Here is a 17,327-nt window from a genome sequence, read left to right as displayed (position 1 = left end):
TATAATAACCTATTAAATAGGGTTTTAATAAAGAAGCAAGGAATTATCATGTGTAGAAATGTGTAGAACAGAATACCACATAAGGGGAATAATACCACAGTAGAATAGCTTTAATTTCCTGAAATGAGAGATGACATTAAAAGTTACATAAACCTTGGATAACAATAAAGTCCGTACTTGGGAAAGTCTGGACTAAGGAAAAGGAACTTTCTTATGCCTTATTCCCTCCATAAGACTGAACAAAATTACAAAAAAGAGACAATAAGATACATAAAACGGACATTAAAACAATTTTTCTATGCCTATATTTGAGAAAAAGAAAAAAGAGAGCTACTTTAGCCTAAAATTTCATATCAAAGCACCTTTATCTGTAGCAGTTTCAAAAAAACGCATTTTTTTAAGCTTTGTATGTTTCGTTTAAGGCCACCTTCCTTTTGAGCGCAAGAGGAAGGTGTTTTTTTCAATCCCTTTCCACGTATCATTACCCATCTTGCGATTCTTTGTCACTACGCTTCTTCTTCTCTCACTGTTTCAGCTCCAACTCCATTTTTAAATCCAGATTAGTTTTTTCAACATCAATTATTCATCCTGCGCCTTACGAAGCCGTTCAAGCTGTTTCACAAATCGCCATTTCTTCTCTGAAACCCACTTCTGAATGAACATGTTGCACTCCCGCCTTGAACTCCTCGCCATCCACATCAATGATATTACCGCCATATCCACTTGATAATTTGTCTATGTTATCTTTTCATTATTTTCTTGAAATCAATTTCAATTTGTCGTCCCATGTTTACTATAGCACTATCCACCTTATGTATTTCTGCCGGTGTAACAGCGTCCTTGTATCTGGCTTTGCCCAACTTGAATTTCATGTCGTCCAAAGTCCCCGATATGTTCAAACCTAATTTGAACGGTACCGGTGATTTCAAGATGGAAATATGATAGTCAAAGTTCATATCCAATCCTTGCGTACCCCCTACCGCCGCTTTGTAACGGTCCATCGAAACTTCAAAAGGATAGATTGTCACTTTACCGTCTCTGATACTAATATTTGCTGAAATACTATCGATTAAATTCTTCTTTTTGTTCTTGAAAAAGAATTTCTTTGAGATTTCAGCGAAAGTCTCACCGTCCATCAGTACAAGACTGTCCCCTTTTACATGAATGGCCGAGCGCAAGGTCGGTATCTTGATGTTAAGGTTGGAATCTAATGCCGCAGCTGCCGCCATATTGAAATCCACAGTTCCTTCGAATGAACGTAACATGGGCACGATTGTATCCAAAGAGGGTGCAAGGTCGACCAACTTTCCTATGTTAATGTTATGCAAGCGGAAATCAAAACCCGCAAATCCTTGTTCCGGACGTTTTGCCTGATAAACAAGCGTAGTGTTCATTTCCGAACCCATACCCTTCATGCTAAGCTCCTTCAGGTACACAGATTGGTTACGAATATCTACGGCCCCGTGGACATCATTGAAGATCACTTTTTCATAAAATACTTGTCGGAAATGGGTTTGCAATTCAAAGTCTAACTTCGGTGGTATGACAAACAATTTGAGATTCGTAGAAATTGTATCTGTTTCTGCCATAATTGTATCCGAGGGAAAGGATATTGAATGTATCAGCTGGTTGCAGTCTAAATGCTCTGACGAAACATTCAGCTTGGCACGTAAAACTTTGTGATGTTTCGCAGCTCCATACAAATCATGGATTACCCCACTTGCCGTAATGTCAGATCTACCTATACGCATGGTAGCGTTACGTAAGGTGACAGTACGGTTTCCCACTGTTACAGCGGTTTTTTGCATATGTATGGGAAGTGCACATTCCGGAATACAGACAGCCATATGATTAAACCCCACGATGCCATCGGGCATCCACAATGAATCACGTATTTTTTCTGCGGTGATTCCTATACCTGCTTTGTTCATTCCAGCTTTGACTCCTCCCATGCGACAAAACAAGGTGTCTGTCTCCATAACAAGTCCTATTTGGGGCTTGCTTGGATTATGTTCCCCCGGCTGTACTTTCAATGTAGCAGAGGATTTTCCGCAAAACAAACCAAGAGAATCCCCTAAAGCAACTTTTAGCTTGTGCATTTCCATTTTACATTCTACCTGAGCCATTCGGGTTGTGTCTTTGGAAGGAATGGTCCTGACGGTAGCCACAAGACTTTTCATATCAGAGTCTAATTGAGGAGAACGGAGAATCATATCCTTGATTTGGGCATGCCCCCCTAACCATTCATTGCCGGCAAAGGCCAAAGATGCGTTACTTATGAACTCAAAATTCCTCTGAGTATCACGTAGCATGAATTTATCAGTCTTGAGTTTTCCTTCAGCCGTGATACGTCCCCAATCCCGCTTCTTTATAGAGGACATACGGCAGCGTACTCCCAAATCGGTTTCCATTTCCCCTTCCATACTGATGCTTTCTTGTAATGGAAAAGCATGCTTCAGCGCATTCAGGTCTATGGTTGATTCAGCATGGAAAGTGATATCGGGATCAGCCAACAGATTCTCTACTTTCATATCAGCCTGTATGCTGGTATTTGCCCCTTTAAAATGGAATGCCTTCAGATTCAGATAGGAGGGGCTATCGTGCATCAGATCTATTTGAGCAAAAAAATCGGCTTCTAATTTGTCTATGCCATAAGGCAATCCGGCATACCGGGCAGAGGCATCCTTAATTTTGATGTCCAATGTGGCCAATGGTAATTTTTGTTTTCCATAGGTTCCTTTCAGCTCTCCTTTGAAAGCAACCTCTCCTTTGACAGATACCTCTTTCTTTTGCAGAATACTTTCTGGAATCATGTGCAATACGGTTTCCAACGAAGGAGCGTGCAACCCATATTGCAGGTCTAAATCAAGGGTTTGGGCTATTGCATCATGACGCAATGTTCCCTTTACCCCTAATTTAGTACCGTTTATATTGATTAGAGCGTCACGCAGAAGGAGAGTGCGATGAACGGCATCCAGTTCAATGTCAGTCCTCAGATGAATGCCGACACGATTAGTTATCAGTTGCCCATTTTGCCAGAAAAGGACATTCTTGTTCTTGAAATCCAAAGCCAATACAGAATGTTCCTTTTTCATGTTTGCCTTCAAGTCCAGATTCATGTCCCATAGATTGGCAAAGATATGTGTGTCTCGGTCATCCATGGTTACCGTAGCATGTTTTATGGCAACCTGTTCGACATTAAGTTCATTCACATGCCTGGCCGTATCTGTTGATGATGAAGCTATATTTGTCGTGTCGGGGAACAAAATGTCCCAATTTGCAGCTCCAGTCCCGTCCTTGTATGCATAGATATTGGCACTATCTAAGGCAAGCTGATGGATATTTACCTTTTGCTGTTGCAAATAATCCATTACATCAATTACCAATACGGCTTTCTTGAAAGACAATAATGTGTCAGTCCTTTGCCACATGGTGTCACGGATAACCTTTGAAACCAATGTTCCGTCTTTCAGTTTCAATCCGAGCCGTGGAAAGGTGGAAAAGAAAGTAAGTTCTACATCTTTTATATCCAATTTTGCATTCAAATTCTGATTGGCAGTTTTCAATACCACCGGAGTTAACTTTTCAGAAGTAAACACAAAATTCAGAGCAATTGCAATTACTATAAAGGCGGCTATAATCAGCCCTCCTGATATAATGCCGGATATTTTTAAAATTTTTCTAGTTTGTTTTTCCATATCTTGATAAAAAGACACTTGCAAATCTACATATAAAGCATCGATAAATCAGCAGCCGACAATGTCTAAAAGCAAATAAAAAGAGTTTATGATTTTTTTTTCGGAATTAATGAACAGTACTGCATACTTCTCAGAGTAGATAAACACAGATTGATTTTTTATATCTTGCCTCATTAGAAATATAAAGCCTTTAAATAAAGTGTATCCAATCCTCATAGACTAAGCCTGCTTTCATTATTCCCCCAAAGAATAATGAAAGCAGTATTGACTAACTATACAAGATTGCAGCATTCAGTCGAAAACTGTAATCCTCCAAAATGAAAAACATCCCGATGCTTCACAGACCGGGATGCAATACTAAACAAAGAGAGTTTCCGAATGAAAATCAATATGAACAAAATAGCTTTAAACCTTAATGCAACTAATACCTATTGTCTAACCATAACAACTATAAGTTACTGATAAATTTTAGGACATAAATCATAGTACAAAATTGATGCCAAAATATCAGCGCATCGACATTATTCTCATTTTCAACAACATAAAACAATTTTATTTTTTACTCCAGTGTGGAATTGTGCGGAATATTCCACAATATTGCAGAATCGCTCTACAGTGCCGCAATTGAGAAAGCAATACCTTAACGTATCTGGAGCTTAAATTTAACATTTGCACTATTAAATCGTTAACGAATATATTTACCAGCTAAACCTTGTTATAAGATGGCAATGAAAAGGTTGAAAATTTGCACAGTCCTTGCAATTCCGTACATTTGCAATGTGTTTTTCATAGTATTAGATATAAGGTTAAACTAAGATTGGCTGTCTGGGATAGATAGCCTTTTTTGTATATATTCACAAACAACATTTCAAAGTCAGGTTTATCTCTAATTCATCCGATGATTTGAAAAGACTTCCAGTATAGGATACATTAACAAACAAGATATTTTACCCCAACATTATGTTCAAAAGCTTTTCCCTAATTTGCTAAAAACAATATTTATTTCTACATTTGAATTTTAACCAATTATATAGTATCACTAAATATAAGGATATGAAAAAGTTATTATTTGTCATGTTGGCATGTACAGCTACACTTGTCTTTGCATCATGCAGAGAGAAAAAGGCTAAAGACAAAGTTAAAGAGCATCTGGAAAATGTAAAGGAATCCGTCGAAGAAAACCTTGAAAAGACACAGAAACAGATTGAAGAAAAGACAGATGATGTAAAGAAGGCTCTGAATGAAGCTGGAGATGAAATTGAAAAAGCAAAAGACAAGAACCCATTTAACTTAGAAACATTATGAAAAAAATTAATTTACTACTGCTTTTCCTCCTATTAGCCTGCACCTTGTCTGCCCAGGATGGTATTTCCATCTTTATTGGCAGAGCCAACCGCTACGCAGCCGTGGAGCTTTCTGATTATAAGAAACGGCTATGTCTGGAATACAACATTTCAAGCCGTTCCTTGGACGATTACTACAAACGCTGTGGAAAAGACTGGGGAAATGTGGGGATTGCACTTGAGGTAGCCAGAACTTCCGGAAAAAAGATGCATGATGTATGCGATTATTACAACCGGTATCAACGTTACGGATGGAACCGTATTCTTGTGGAGATTGGCATAAATCCGGGAAGTGTATATTATACCCCTTTCTATGACAGAGTCCATCACCATAGTGACTGCTGGCATGAATACTATAATTCATACTGTGAGCGCCATGATAAATTTCACCATAAGAAACACAAATATAAAAAACCGAAGAGACACCACAAGAAGCACTATCGATATTACGATGATGATGACGATGATGATGATGATGACGATTGATTTGGCTTTGAAATCCAAGCATTGAAACACTAAAAAAGAGGGGATAAGCATTAAACTATGCCTATCCCCTCTTTTATATCAATGAGATTTCTGTTCCGATATTTTCTTCAAAATCTGTACGCAGCCCCGATGTTGATGACACCCTGATCAAAATCACTGACCAACTGGTACTTAAATTCAAGATTCATGGCCCAATTACGGCTCAATGCAAATTCGGCTCCAACTCCCAAGTTTACACCGAAACGACATTCATTATGATTCCCATCGCCATCCACATGAACATGATCCCCATCCCAGTCAACATCATACATATCAAACATCCAGTTGGACAAAGTCAACCCAAACAGTGGATAAAGCTTGACATTGCTAGCTACCGGACACAGATAATGAAAATTCACGTTCACATCCAGCATGCTTACATTGTCATTTTCAAAAAAATAATTAAGAGAGGGCTCGATACGTATAGGATTGGTTATATTATACTGATACTTGATTCCCAATCCGATACTTTCAATTTCTGTACCATAACCAAGACCGAAACCTATGGCTTGTTTCCCTTTCTGCGCATAAGCACCTACTGACAACAAAAAAAGAGTTCCTAATAAAATGAATAATTTTTTCATACTACACCGTTTTATTTTAAAACAGATAAAATAATTTATAGATTGTCTACAATAAAAAAGTTAAACTATTAATAAAAATATACTCAATCAAGGGATCGTAAGGGAACTATTTAAAATTTATACCCCAGAGTAATACCGATATTCGCATTGTGCGGAGCATCCCCATCCATAATCTTGCAGAAGCCAAGCTGTGTGTCAACCCCCACAAGAATTCGGCCAAACTCTACCCCAAGACCGATGTTCCAACCGGCATCGAACCTATTGTAATTCAAGCCGTCATCACTGAATGTATCGACTTTCTCATCTCCATTGATATTGATACCTCCAACAGATGCCTTGCCATCGAACTTGGCTTTACCACCTACCCCACAGGCAAGATACGGCCCTGTCGCAATGACCAGGTTAGTATTGTCTGCAATATTGAAACGGAATTGTACATTGATGGGCAATTCCAAATAAAGCTGGTTGATCTTCACATCTGCATCCGCATCTACGACGCTACCGCTATATCCACTTGAATATTTCGCACCTTTCTGTGAGAAGAATAGCGAGGGCTGTAAGGAAACAAGGTCGCTGAATTGGTATTCCATTCCCACTCCAATGCGTGCTCCTGGTTTAAATTTGGAATGGTCAGAGTTTTCACCGATGTAACTGCTGAGATTAAGACCGGCCTTTACATTGAAAGACAATTGCGCAAATCCCATCGTGCAGAACAGCGCAAATAGAACAGTCAAGAAACTTTTTTTCATCATAATTACAAATTAAAAAAATATTAGGTTGTTATTCTTGTCAAAACCTTCTACCGCTTTTTTGTCATAAACACCACTAACAGCTATAAAAGCTGAAACAGTTAAAATAATCTTTTTATATCATATCCTAATTAAGAAATACTTGCAAATCTATATATAAAGCTTCAATAAATTAGCAACCGATAATGTTTAAAAGCAAACAAAAGGAGTTTATGATTTCTTTTTCGGAATTAATGAACAGTATAGCATACTTTTCAGAGCAAACATAAAGCTTCAAATTCTTGATAAATGGAAACTGTTATAGATAATAAGCTCAATCTTTTGCGTGATGTAGAGTGAGCTGCGGGAAGGGAAATCCTATTCCTTCTTCATTAAATGTAGTATAAACTATTTCATTGATATCATACAGCACATTCCAGTAGTCCACACTTTTTACCCAGACACGGACTGTAATATCGATGCTGCTTGCACTCAATGAACCTAAGACAATAAGGGGAGCCGGTGTATCCAATATACGGCTGTCTGCATTGATTATGCGCTGTAAAACGGCTCTGACTCTCTTTACATCCTCACCGTATTCAACACCGAATACCCATTCAACACGACGCTTGTCCTGCTTACTGTAATTAGTGACGGCATTACCACTGAGACTTCCATTAGGTACATAAATCATGCGGTTATCAAGAGTGGAAAGTATAGTGTGAAATATCTGTATTTCCTTTATCGTACCACTTACTCCCGGACCGTCTATGTAGTCACCTACTTTAAACGGTTTGAAAATAAGTATAATCAGTCCACCGGCAAAATTTGAGAGATTACCGGACAGCGCCATACCCACAGCTACACCGGCAGATGCGAGTAACGCCGCAAAACTGGTGGTCTCCACACCGAGTTTGCCGATTATGGCAAAAGCAAGAATCATGTTCAGCAGTATCTTTATCAGACTCTTCAAAAAAGTCTGTACACTGGTTTCAATCTTCCGTTTTTCAAGTATCCTAGCTACTAATGCACTTATCTGTTTGATGATGAAACGCCCGATTACATAGATTAAAATAGCGATTAATATATCCTTACCGGCATCCATACCAAAATCCACCAATTTTTCCAATGCCTGTTCAAGTTTACCTCCAGCGGCAGACGTGTTCAATAAAAACAAAATCATTTCCGTATAAATAAAATAAGATTATAAAATAGGGTTAAATTCAGCGTACAAAGATAGTCAAATTCAAATGGCTATCATATATAATCTATATTTATTGCCAGCATCTGATTCCAACCAACATACTAAAGAATTGATACAAAAGCTATAACCGCATTTCAATACTATAAATACAATTTGTTTTTGTGTGAAGCCTTTCTCCATAAGCGAACATTGGAAGCGCTTTTTTGCACCTCAACACTATTTAATTCATAAGCGGAAAAATTATCAAAGCAAATTTAAAAAACTATATATAACCATATATCAAACAACAACATAACATTCATTTTCTTATCTTTAATGCAGAAACAAGTGGGCACGCATGTTTTATGATTTTACTAATCACATCTGTATAATATTAGTTTCGCGACAACCATTATACAGTAATAATCTTATAAATTATGGAAATCAAGAAAACATCCAAAGCAAGCCTGGAAAACAAGAAGTCAAATTGGCTACTTGTAGGTTATGTAATTGTGCTGGTCTTCATGTTCGTTGCATTTGAATGGTCGAAGCGTGATGTTAGGATTGACATGAGCGGTGCTATTACCGAGAACGTATTTGAGCAGGAAATTGAAATTCCTATCACAGAGCAACCCGAATTAGCAGCTCCGCCACCCCCTCAAGCTCCTGCAATTGCCGAGGTATTGACAATTGTGGATGATAATGACAATGTGAAAGAAACAGCCATTGCCTCTTCCGAAGAAATCGGTGAAGCTGTAATCATCAAACCCATATCTCCAACCGTAGATGAAGAGATTCCGGTAGAGGACGAGATTTTTGAAGTTGTAGAGAAGAATCCTGAGTTTTCTTATAATGGCATGAGTCTGATGCAATATCTGGGTAAGAGCATAAAATACCCGACTATTGCACAAGAAACCGGAACCCAAGGGCGCGTAATAGTACAATTCGTTGTCAACAAAGACGGCAGCATCGTAGATGTAAAAGTAGTAAGAGGCGTAGATCCCTACCTGGATAAAGAAGCTATCCGTGTGATTTCCACCATGCCCAAATGGAAACCCGGTGAGCAACGAGGCAAACCGGTCCGTTGTAAATTCACAGTTCCCGTAATGTTTAAATTACAATAGCAGACATGCCAGTGTCCACTTCCCACTTGTCTCCATAAAGTAATCTCCAATATCCGGCATCCCGATAGCCACCACAATCGGGATGCCATTTTTTTAAGTATCAACACAACCATTTCCTTCTTCCATATTTTCTTTCCGCAGAGAAACAAAAACATTCAGCCCTCTCAGACTGTTACATAGAAAAACATCATTCTTGATAAAACCACACGATAATGAAATCACAACTCTTTGACATCAGAAGAGAATATAAGAAAGGCAGACTGACGCCGGGTAACCTCAACGACAATCCCCTTGAGCAATTCGACCATTGGCTGAACGATGCTATCCATAGTGATGAGTACGAGCCCACCGCCATGACGGTAGCTACAGCCTCGACAGACGGGCATCCCTCTACACGCACAGTGTTGCTGAAAGGGGTGGAAAATGGCCGGTTCATCTTCTTCACCAACTACGAAAGCAGGAAAGGCCGGCAACTGACTGCAAATCCGTATATATCCTTATCTTTCGTATGGCACAAACTGGAAAGGCAAATACACATTGAAGGAAAAGCTGAAAGATGCGCTCCTGCCGATTCTGACACCTATTTTGCAAGCAGACCTTACAAAAGTAAAATCGGGGCGAGGATTTCACCCCAAAGTCACGTCATTGGCAGCCGTATGGAGATAATGCGCGCGTTCGTCCGCGAAGCGGCAACATGGGTAGGGCAAAGTATCAAACGTCCCGACAACTGGGGAGGTTTTGCCGTCACCCCTTTCCGTTTTGAATTCTGGCAAGGACGGGAAAGCAGGCTACACGACCGTTTCCTCTATTCCCAACAAGCGGATGGCAGCTGGAAAAAGGAGAGGCTGGCTCCCTAAATACGGACAGACAAGCACTTCTCATCACAAATAAATCTTAAAAGGAGGAACAAAGCCGCAGAAACGCTGTTTGAAGGGGAAACTCTAAAAACAACAGTTATGAATTACGGTATCAGTATTCTTTTCAGGGCCATACCCTTGTTGATGGCCCTTTTCTGTTTCGGCTACGGAGCCTTTGTGCTCCACGAAGGAGTGGACTCGGCAAAATTTGTGGCCGGTCCGGTAGTATTTTCCTTAGGGATGATTTGCATTACCTTGTTCGCCACAGCGGCAACAATCATTAGACAAATTATTCATACCTACAATCCGATAGTCAGATACGCACTTCCGGTTATCGGTTACCTGGCAGCCGTACTCACAGTAATCTATGGTTGGAATTATATGCACGAAGCTGCCACGGCAAGCAATTTCGTAGCAGGACACGTGATTTGCGGAGTCGGTTTCATCACAGCTTGTGTAGCTACCACAGCCACAGCCTCCACCCGCTTCACCCTCATTCCCGCCAACTCGGAACGTACCGACCAGCTACAACCTGCCGATGCATTCAATTCCTCCCAGGGATATATCCTAATAGCAGTTGCCACCCTTATGGCAGTAATGGCATGGATATGGGCCTTCTGGCTATTGTCAAAAAGCAGCGGGCACAATGCATATTATGTAGCAGGCCATGTCATGGCAGGACTTGCTTGTATCTGTTCCAGCCTGGTGGCGCTGGTTGCAACCATCGTCCGCCAGATACGCAACAACTATACAAAGGCTGAACGGAAACGGTGGCCGGCCCTTGTTTTGATAATGGGCAGCATCAGCATTCTCTGGGGACTTCTGGTCTTAGCCAACAGCAATCCGGCACTCTCCTCCACAGGATATATTATGATAGGTCTGGGACTGGTATGCTACAGCATTTCCAGCAAAGTCATCCTGCTTGCCGCCATCTGGCGGAACACTTTCAAGCTGGCCAACCGCATCCCGCTGATTCCGGTCTTCACGGCCCTGGCTTGTCTGTTTCTCTCCGCCTTTCTGTTTGAGATGGCAAACCTGCACAATGCCTATTTTGTACCTGCACGTGTACTGGCTGGTTTGGGAGGCATCTGCTTTACATTATTCTCCATCGTAAGCATTCTGGAGAGCGGCACATCTAAGTAAACATTTTCCCGCCATTGGCCTGAGCATCGAGGAACAATTCCACACGCTCGGCATGGTGGGCCACATAAGCTGCCGGACCGGTATCCCCGGAATCAAGAATATCGCGGACCACATCCGCCTTATTCTTGCCGGTAACAAAGAAAATAAGATTCTTCGCAGCAAACAAAAGGCAGCCGGTCATGGCTATGCGTTTCTGCCCATTATAGGGATTGACACTCACCTCATAAGGATGAAAGGAAGAAAGCAGATACTCCTGCCCCGGAAAGATAGAGGAGGTATGCCCGTCGTCTCCAGCACCGAGCAAAACGACATCGAAGGCCGGGAAGCCACCCCAAAGCGGAACCGTGCGGCAAACCAGCGTCGAATAGTTCTTTGCTTCAATCTCCGGGCGGTTCACTCCATAAATAGGGTAAACGTATTCATCGGGCATGCCTACTTCATCCAACAGCAAACGGCGCATGGTACCATAATTGCTCTCATAATCCTCTGCCGGCACACACCGTTCGTCCACCCAATAAATCCGCATCCGCATCCAAGGAGTCACCTCCTTGTATTCGTTAGCCCAAATGTCAAACATCAGCGAAGGAGTACTTCCCCCACTGAATGCAAAATAAAAGGTCTTTTCCGGTTCACGCTCCATCATCGCAATCAAATGTTCAATCAACGCATGCGCCGTAGCTGTAGCCGAATGGTAAACATAACTTTTCATAACTCGCAATATTCATCTGTATTAGTCAAATTCTTACACGGATTGGTCCACTCAGCACCATGTTCGTGCATCATTGCTTCACTTTCCAAAGGTCCCCACGTACCTACGGGATACCCATATAAAGGAGCATCCGTATGCTCTTTCCAATAACGCAACACGGGATCGAAAAAGCGCCATGAAGCCTCTACCGCGTCGCTGCGGGTAAAGAGTGTAGGATCACCTTGTATGCAGTCCTCTATCAGACGGGCATAGGCATCGCCGGTAGGCAACCCGCCCAACTGGTCATAACTGAAGTCCATCATCACCTGCTTCACGTCAAATCCCGGTCCGGGAGTCTTCATGCCGAATTTCAGCACAATGCCTTCATTAGGTTGCAAGCGGAGAATCAGCTTATTCGCGCGGGGACAATGTCCACCCTCGCAACGGAACATCTGATGGGGCGTCTCACGGAAATGTACAACAATCTCAGTCACCTTTGTCGGCATTTGTTTGCCGGTACGGATATAGAAAGGAACACCCTTCCACCGCCAGTTGTTAATACCGATTTTCATGGCAATATACGTTTCGGTACGCGAATCAGGTGCCACGTTCTTCTCTTCCCTATACCCGGCTTTCGAGCCCGAAGCCGTATATTGTCCGCGGACAATGTGTTCCTCCAAATCCTCCTCTTTCAAGGGGGCCAATGACTCATAGACCTTCACCACCTCGTTGCGGAAATTATCGGCATTGAAAACGGCAGGCGGTTCCAATGCAGTGAGCGCCACAAGCTGTATGAGGTGGTTTTGTACCATATCGCGCAGGGCTCCGGCACCTTCATAGAATCCGCCACGTCCTTCGATACCCAGATTCTCTACGGCTGTAATCTCCACATAGTCTATATAATTACGGTTCCATAGCGGTTCGAAGATTCCATTGGCAAAACGGAAAGCGAGAATGTTCTGCGCCGTTTCCTTACCCAGAAAATGGTCGATGCGGTAAATCTGATGCTCCTTGAAAACGGAAGCATAAATGCTATTCAGCTTTCTGGCCGACTCCAAATCGTAACCGAACGGCTTTTCAACGATGATACGCGTATCAGGACGGTTCAGACCGGCCGCCTTCAAGTGCAAGGGAATGACACCGTACAAGGAAGGTGGAGTAGCCAGATAGAACAGCAGGTTGTCCGGTTTCTTCTCACCGGTAAACTCTTGTAAACGTCCGTCCAGCAGATGATAGCCTTCAACCTCGGCAGGGTCCAAAGTCTGGTAATGCAGATGGCTGCAAAAATCCTCCATTTTATCTTCCACCTGCTCTTTGGAAGCTACAAACTTACCCAATTCACCCATTATATATTCTTGGTAACGGGCATCCGTATACTCGGTGCGTCCTATCCCCAGAATGGAGAATCCTTCCGGCAACCGCCCGCCACTATATAAAGTATAGAGCGCCGGCATCAGTTTGCGCTTCGTCAAGTCACCCGAAGCACCGAATATAACAATCACTAATTTCTTCATCATCTTCTCCCCTTTCTCACACATTGTATGTACCCGATTTCGTATCTCCTCCGTGTCCCGTCCAATTTTCATGGAAAAACTGTCCACGCAACTCGTCTGTCCTTTCAAAGGTATGCGCACCAAAATAGTCACGTTGCGCCTGAATCATATTGGCAGGCAACTTGGCAGACACCAGCGAATAGAAATAATTCAAGGCGGACGAGAATGCAGGTACCGGAAGTTCCTCTTTCATGGATTGTGCCACCAGATGTTTCCAGCCGGAAAGCAGCAGCTGCATTTCATTTTTGAAATAAGGTGCCAACAGCAGATGTTTGGGCTTGTCTTTAGCCTCGAAAGCCGTAGCTATGTCGTTCAGGAAAATACTACGGATGATGCAGCCACCCCGCCACATGCGGGCGATGGATGCCAAATCGAGGTTCCAGGCAAAAGCGTCGGATGCACGCTGCAACACAGCGAATCCCTGAGCATATGACACTAATTTGGAAGCATAGAGTGCGGAATAGATATCCTTCACCATCTCCGACTTGTTGTACACTGCCTGCGAGCGTCGGCATACAAATTGCTTGGAAGCCGTTTCACGCAAGCCCTTCTGTGCCGACAAACTACGTTCGAACACAGCCGTAGCAATCAACCCCAGCGGCATGCCCAGCTCCATCGCATTGATAACGGACCACTTGCCCGTACCTTTCTGTCCGGCAGTATCCAATATCTTATCTATCAGGTAACCTTCTGATTTGTCCTTATGACGCAGTATGTTGACGGTAATTTCAATGAGATAGCTACGCAACTTGCCCTCATTCCAATCAGCAAAGATTTCCGCCATCTGTCCATTGTCCAGACCCAGCAGATTCTTCATCACCCAATAAGCTTCGGCAATAAGCTGCATATCTCCATATTCGATACCGTTATGTATCATCTTGACGAAATGACCGGAACCGGCAGGACCAATCCACTGGCAGCACGGAGTACCGTCAGATGCTTTTGCCGCAATACTCTGCAGGATAGGCTTCACCTCAGGCCAGGCACTTTCAGAGCCTCCGGGCATGATAGACGCGCCGTTCAGTGCTCCTTCCTCTCCACCGGAAACTCCGGCTCCCACAAAACGGAAGCCTTTCTTTTCGGCCAATGCCACACGCCGGTTGGTGTCCTCATAATTGGAATTGCCACCGTCAATCAGGATATCCCCTTCGGACAAATGGGGAAACAGCTGTTCCATCAGCTCATCCACCGCACTGCCAGCACGAACCATCATCATTATTTTGCGGGGTATGGCAATGGAAGTTACAAATTCGGCTATATCTGTATAGCCTTCAATTTTTTTCCCTTTGGCGCGGCCGTTCACAAAACGTTCCACCACCCCTTCTTCCACTCCCGGAACCGTACGATTATATACCGAAACATTCCATCCCTTATCTGCCATATTGAGGGCCAAATTCTCGCCCATAACTGCCAGACCGATAAGTCCAATGTCTGTTTTATTTAAATTCTTCATATTCATGTAAATTTTGTCTTTATATGGAAACAAAATGCTAACAGCATTTGTTCGTATGAATTACGAAAATAAAATAGTACTTTTGTCAGCGAAAGCCTATTTTTCAACCAGAAAGAAAACCAATGCTCATGAAGAACTTCCACATCGGATTATTGCCACGCATCATCATTGCCATTATCTTAGGTATACTTTTCGGAAATTTCCTACCGGCTTCGCTGGTACGGCTGTTCGTAACATTCAATGCCATTTTCAGTGAATTCCTGAACTTCTCCATCCCCCTCATCATTGTGGGACTTGTCACGATTGCCATTGCTGACATCGGCAAAGGAGCAGGACGGATGCTGGTCGTTACGGCACTCATTGCTTACGGAGCTACCCTATTCTCCGGCTTTCTCTCCTACTTCACCGGTATGGCGGTATTTCCTTCCCTCATAGAAACCGGGGTACCGTTAGAAAAAGTCAGTGAATCTCAAGGCATTCTTCCCTATTTTTCCGTGGGCATCCCGCCCTTGATGAATGTTATGACCGCACTCGTACTTGCCTTCACACTGGGGCTGGGTCTGGCTCATCTGAAAAGTGAGGTACTGAAAAATGCGGCACGCGATTTTCAAGAGATTGTCATCCGCATGATCAGTGCAGTGATATTGCCGCTGCTTCCCATCTATATTTTCGGCATTTTCCTCAACATGACGCACAGTGGACAAGTATTCGGCATCTTGATGGTCTTTATTAAGATTATCGGTGTAATCTTCCTGCTTCACATCTTTCTCCTGGTATTCCAATACAGCATTGCGGCACTGTTTGTCCGCAAGAACCCTCTCAAACTACTGGGACGGATGATACCTGCCTACTTCACGGCTTTGGGCACTCAATCCAGTGCCGCCACTATCCCCGTAACATTGGAGCAGAGTCGGAAGAACGGCGTCTCTGCCGATATTGCCGGATTCGTCATCCCACTTTGCGCCACCATCCATCTGTCGGGCAGCACATTGAAGATTGTGGCATGCGCCCTGGCACTGATGATAATGCAAGGCATGCCCCATGATTTCCCTCTATTTGCAGGATTCATCTTCATGCTGGGCATCACTATGGTGGCCGCTCCCGGGGTACCGGGAGGCGCCATCATGGCATCACTGGGCATCCTGCAATCCATGCTGGGCTTCGACGAGTCGGCACAAGCGCTGATGATCGCACTATACATAGCGATGGACAGCTTCGGCACTGCCTGCAATGTGACGGGCGACGGGGCAATCGCACTGATTATCGACAAAGTGATGGGAAAGAAATAGTTTATATTTTGCCATCTCGTGGAAAATAACGAATATTGCAGTCCGAAAAGACATAATAACAAAAAGCATACATTATGAAGAAAGCCCTTATCTCCGGCATTACCGGGCAGGACGGCTCGTTCCTTGCCGAATTCCTCCTGCAGAAAGGATATGAAGTGCACGGTATCCTGCGTCGCTCTTCCTCTTTCAACACCGGCCGCATCGAACACCTCTACTTCGATGAGTGGGTACGCGACATGAAACAGAAACGTACCATTAACCTGCACTATGGAGACATGACAGACTCCAGCTCTCTCATCCGTATCATCCAGAGTGTGCAGCCGGACGAAATATATAACCTTGCCGCCCAAAGCCATGTCAAAGTATCCTTCGACGTGCCCGAATATACCGCCGAAACCGATGCCGTAGGCACCCTGCGCATGCTCGAAGCCGTACGCATTCTCGGTATGGAAAAGAAGACACGCATTTACCAGGCCTCCACTTCCGAGCTCTTCGGAAAAGTGCAGGAAGTGCCGCAAAGCGAGACAACCCCGTTCTATCCCCGCAGCCCCTATGGCGTAGCCAAACAGTATGGCTTTTGGATTACAAAGAACTACCGCGAAAGCTATGGCATGTTTGCCGTAAACGGCATACTCTTCAACCACGAGAGCGAACGCCGAGGTGAAACCTTCGTGACAAGAAAAATCACACTGGCGGCCGCCCGCATCGCCCAAGGCTTCCAGGACAAGCTGTATCTGGGCAATCTGAATGCCCGGCGCGACTGGGGATATGCCAAAGACTACATCGAGTGCATGTGGCTCATTCTGCAGCACGACACCCCCGAAGACTTCGTCATTGCCACCGGAGAAATGCATACCGTACGCGAATTTGCGACACTGGCATTCCGGGAGGTAGGCATCACTCTGCGCTGGGAAGGCCAGGGAGTGGATGAGAAGGGTATCGACACACAGACCGGAAAAGTCCTCGTGGAAGTCGACCCCAAATATTTCCGGCCTGCCGAAGTGGAACAATTGCTGGGCGACCCCACCAAAGCAAAAACACTGCTGGGATGGAATCCGAGGCAGACCAGTTTTGAAGAGTTGGTACGCATCATGGCAGAGCACGACATGAAATTTGTGAAGAAACTGTATTTAAGAAGCAAAGAGCTTTGAATGAACTA

Annotated in this window: 15 protein-coding genes; 7 read left to right on the top strand and 8 right to left on the bottom strand. The window is 43.5% G+C overall.

Translation table 11 applies throughout. The features are described from left to right. Positions 1-579: 579 nt before the first annotated feature. A complete protein-coding gene (locus tag H1A11_RS04255; RefSeq protein WP_158562861.1) occupies positions 580-717 on the bottom strand; it encodes a hypothetical protein in 138 nt (45 codons plus the stop codon). Between the two features lie 23 nt (positions 718-740). After that, positions 741-3,698: an AsmA-like C-terminal region-containing protein gene (locus H1A11_RS04250; RefSeq protein WP_174646082.1), complete on the bottom strand. Its 2,958-nt coding sequence runs from the start codon at positions 3,696-3,698 to the stop codon at positions 741-743. Positions 3,699-4,751: 1,053 nt separating this feature from the next. On the opposite strand from H1A11_RS04250, the gene H1A11_RS04245 reads away from it, so the two are divergent. Further along, positions 4,752-5,003 (top strand): YtxH domain-containing protein, encoded by a 252-nt coding sequence (locus tag H1A11_RS04245; protein WP_174646083.1) that lies wholly within the window; start codon positions 4,752-4,754, stop codon positions 5,001-5,003. Then, positions 5,000-5,527 carry a hypothetical protein gene (locus tag H1A11_RS04240; RefSeq protein WP_117601496.1) on the top strand — a complete coding sequence of 176 codons (528 nt, stop codon included), beginning with the start codon at positions 5,000-5,002 and terminating at the stop codon, positions 5,525-5,527. The genes H1A11_RS04245 and H1A11_RS04240 overlap by 4 nt, the downstream gene beginning before the upstream one ends. Positions 5,528-5,634: 107 nt before the next feature. Here the strand turns inward: H1A11_RS04240 and H1A11_RS04235 are convergent, their stop codons facing one another. The 3 genes from H1A11_RS04235 to H1A11_RS04225 all read right to left on the bottom strand — a co-directional run bounded on the left by H1A11_RS04235 (position 5,635) and on the right by H1A11_RS04225 (position 8,061). Continuing rightward, entirely contained in the window at positions 5,635-6,150 is a 516-nt protein-coding gene (locus tag H1A11_RS04235) for a porin family protein (protein ID WP_117589281.1), read from the bottom strand. A 110-nt stretch (positions 6,151-6,260) separates the two neighbouring features. After that, positions 6,261-6,899, bottom strand: coding sequence for a porin family protein (locus tag H1A11_RS04230; protein ID WP_117601499.1), 639 nt, complete (start codon positions 6,897-6,899; stop codon positions 6,261-6,263). A 313-nt stretch (positions 6,900-7,212) separates the two neighbouring features. Next, positions 7,213-8,061 carry a mechanosensitive ion channel family protein gene (locus H1A11_RS04225; protein ID WP_117601494.1) on the bottom strand — a complete coding sequence of 283 codons (849 nt, stop codon included), beginning with the start codon at positions 8,059-8,061 and terminating at the stop codon, positions 7,213-7,215. Positions 8,062-8,498: 437 nt separating this feature from the next. On the opposite strand from H1A11_RS04225, the gene H1A11_RS04220 reads away from it, so the two are divergent. From H1A11_RS04220 to H1A11_RS04210, 3 genes are all read left to right on the top strand, one after another. Further along, a complete protein-coding gene (locus H1A11_RS04220; RefSeq protein WP_117966565.1) occupies positions 8,499-9,185 on the top strand; it encodes an energy transducer TonB in 687 nt (228 codons plus the stop codon). A 212-nt stretch (positions 9,186-9,397) separates the two neighbouring features. Further along, positions 9,398-10,042, top strand: a complete 645-nt coding sequence (pdxH, locus tag H1A11_RS04215; protein ID WP_117601492.1) for a pyridoxamine 5'-phosphate oxidase — start codon at positions 9,398-9,400, stop codon at positions 10,040-10,042. Between the two features lie 99 nt (positions 10,043-10,141). Next, positions 10,142-11,185, top strand: coding sequence for a DUF2776 family protein (locus H1A11_RS04210; protein WP_131226051.1), 1,044 nt, complete (start codon positions 10,142-10,144; stop codon positions 11,183-11,185). On the opposite strand, the gene pgl is transcribed toward H1A11_RS04210, so the two are convergent. The 3 genes from pgl to gnd are packed head-to-tail and all read right to left on the bottom strand — an operon-like array spanning position 11,178 to position 14,879. Then, entirely contained in the window at positions 11,178-11,894 is a 717-nt protein-coding gene (gene pgl, locus H1A11_RS04205; RefSeq protein ID WP_117966574.1) for a 6-phosphogluconolactonase, read from the bottom strand. The genes H1A11_RS04210 and pgl overlap by 8 nt on opposite strands. Next, on the bottom strand, positions 11,891-13,387 hold the full coding sequence (zwf, locus tag H1A11_RS04200; RefSeq protein WP_131226439.1) for a glucose-6-phosphate dehydrogenase: 1,497 nt from the start codon (positions 13,385-13,387) through the stop codon (positions 11,891-11,893). The genes pgl and zwf overlap by 4 nt, the downstream gene beginning before the upstream one ends. 16 nt (positions 13,388-13,403) lie before the next feature. Next, entirely contained in the window at positions 13,404-14,879 is a 1,476-nt protein-coding gene (gene gnd, locus H1A11_RS04195) for a decarboxylating NADP(+)-dependent phosphogluconate dehydrogenase (protein ID WP_131226050.1), read from the bottom strand. 128 nt (positions 14,880-15,007) lie between these two features. On the opposite strand from gnd, the gene H1A11_RS04190 reads away from it, so the two are divergent. Both H1A11_RS04190 and gmd read left to right on the top strand, forming a co-directional pair. Beyond that, positions 15,008-16,168: a dicarboxylate/amino acid:cation symporter gene (locus tag H1A11_RS04190; RefSeq protein WP_131226048.1), complete on the top strand. Its 1,161-nt coding sequence runs from the start codon at positions 15,008-15,010 to the stop codon at positions 16,166-16,168. Positions 16,169-16,242: 74 nt separating this feature from the next. Beyond that, entirely contained in the window at positions 16,243-17,319 is a 1,077-nt protein-coding gene (gene gmd, locus H1A11_RS04185) for a GDP-mannose 4,6-dehydratase (protein WP_131226046.1), read from the top strand. The last annotated feature ends 8 nt before the right edge of the window (positions 17,320-17,327 follow it).

This window comes from Bacteroides sp. CACC 737 (assembly GCF_013874375.1).
Taxonomy (GTDB): domain Bacteria; phylum Bacteroidota; class Bacteroidia; order Bacteroidales; family Bacteroidaceae; genus Bacteroides; species Bacteroides uniformis.
Note: the sequence above shows the minus strand (reverse complement) of the source record. Positions and strands in the feature narration are given on the sequence as shown.

Excerpts from the sequence above, each read along its gene's own strand:
- H1A11_RS04255 (WP_158562861.1), bottom strand. The coding sequence starts at position 717 with ATGGCGGTAATATCATTGATGTGGATGGCGAGGAGTTCAAGGCGGGAG.
- H1A11_RS04250 (WP_174646082.1), bottom strand. The coding sequence starts at position 3,698 with ATGGAAAAACAAACTAGAAAAATTTTAAAAATATCCGGCATTATATCA.
- H1A11_RS04245 (WP_174646083.1), top strand. The coding sequence starts at position 4,752 with ATGAAAAAGTTATTATTTGTCATGTTGGCATGTACAGCTACACTTGTC.
- H1A11_RS04240 (WP_117601496.1), top strand. The coding sequence starts at position 5,000 with ATGAAAAAAATTAATTTACTACTGCTTTTCCTCCTATTAGCCTGCACC.
- H1A11_RS04235 (WP_117589281.1), bottom strand. The coding sequence starts at position 6,150 with ATGAAAAAATTATTCATTTTATTAGGAACTCTTTTTTTGTTGTCAGTA.
- H1A11_RS04230 (WP_117601499.1), bottom strand. The coding sequence starts at position 6,899 with ATGAAAAAAAGTTTCTTGACTGTTCTATTTGCGCTGTTCTGCACGATG.
- H1A11_RS04225 (WP_117601494.1), bottom strand. The coding sequence starts at position 8,061 with ATGATTTTGTTTTTATTGAACACGTCTGCCGCTGGAGGTAAACTTGAA.
- H1A11_RS04220 (WP_117966565.1), top strand. The coding sequence starts at position 8,499 with ATGGAAATCAAGAAAACATCCAAAGCAAGCCTGGAAAACAAGAAGTCA.
- pdxH (WP_117601492.1), top strand. The coding sequence starts at position 9,398 with ATGAAATCACAACTCTTTGACATCAGAAGAGAATATAAGAAAGGCAGA.
- H1A11_RS04210 (WP_131226051.1), top strand. The coding sequence starts at position 10,142 with ATGAATTACGGTATCAGTATTCTTTTCAGGGCCATACCCTTGTTGATG.
- pgl (WP_117966574.1), bottom strand. The coding sequence starts at position 11,894 with ATGAAAAGTTATGTTTACCATTCGGCTACAGCTACGGCGCATGCGTTG.
- zwf (WP_131226439.1), bottom strand. The coding sequence starts at position 13,387 with ATGAAGAAATTAGTGATTGTTATATTCGGTGCTTCGGGTGACTTGACG.
- gnd (WP_131226050.1), bottom strand. The coding sequence starts at position 14,879 with ATGAAGAATTTAAATAAAACAGACATTGGACTTATCGGTCTGGCAGTT.
- H1A11_RS04190 (WP_131226048.1), top strand. The coding sequence starts at position 15,008 with ATGAAGAACTTCCACATCGGATTATTGCCACGCATCATCATTGCCATT.
- gmd (WP_131226046.1), top strand. The coding sequence starts at position 16,243 with ATGAAGAAAGCCCTTATCTCCGGCATTACCGGGCAGGACGGCTCGTTC.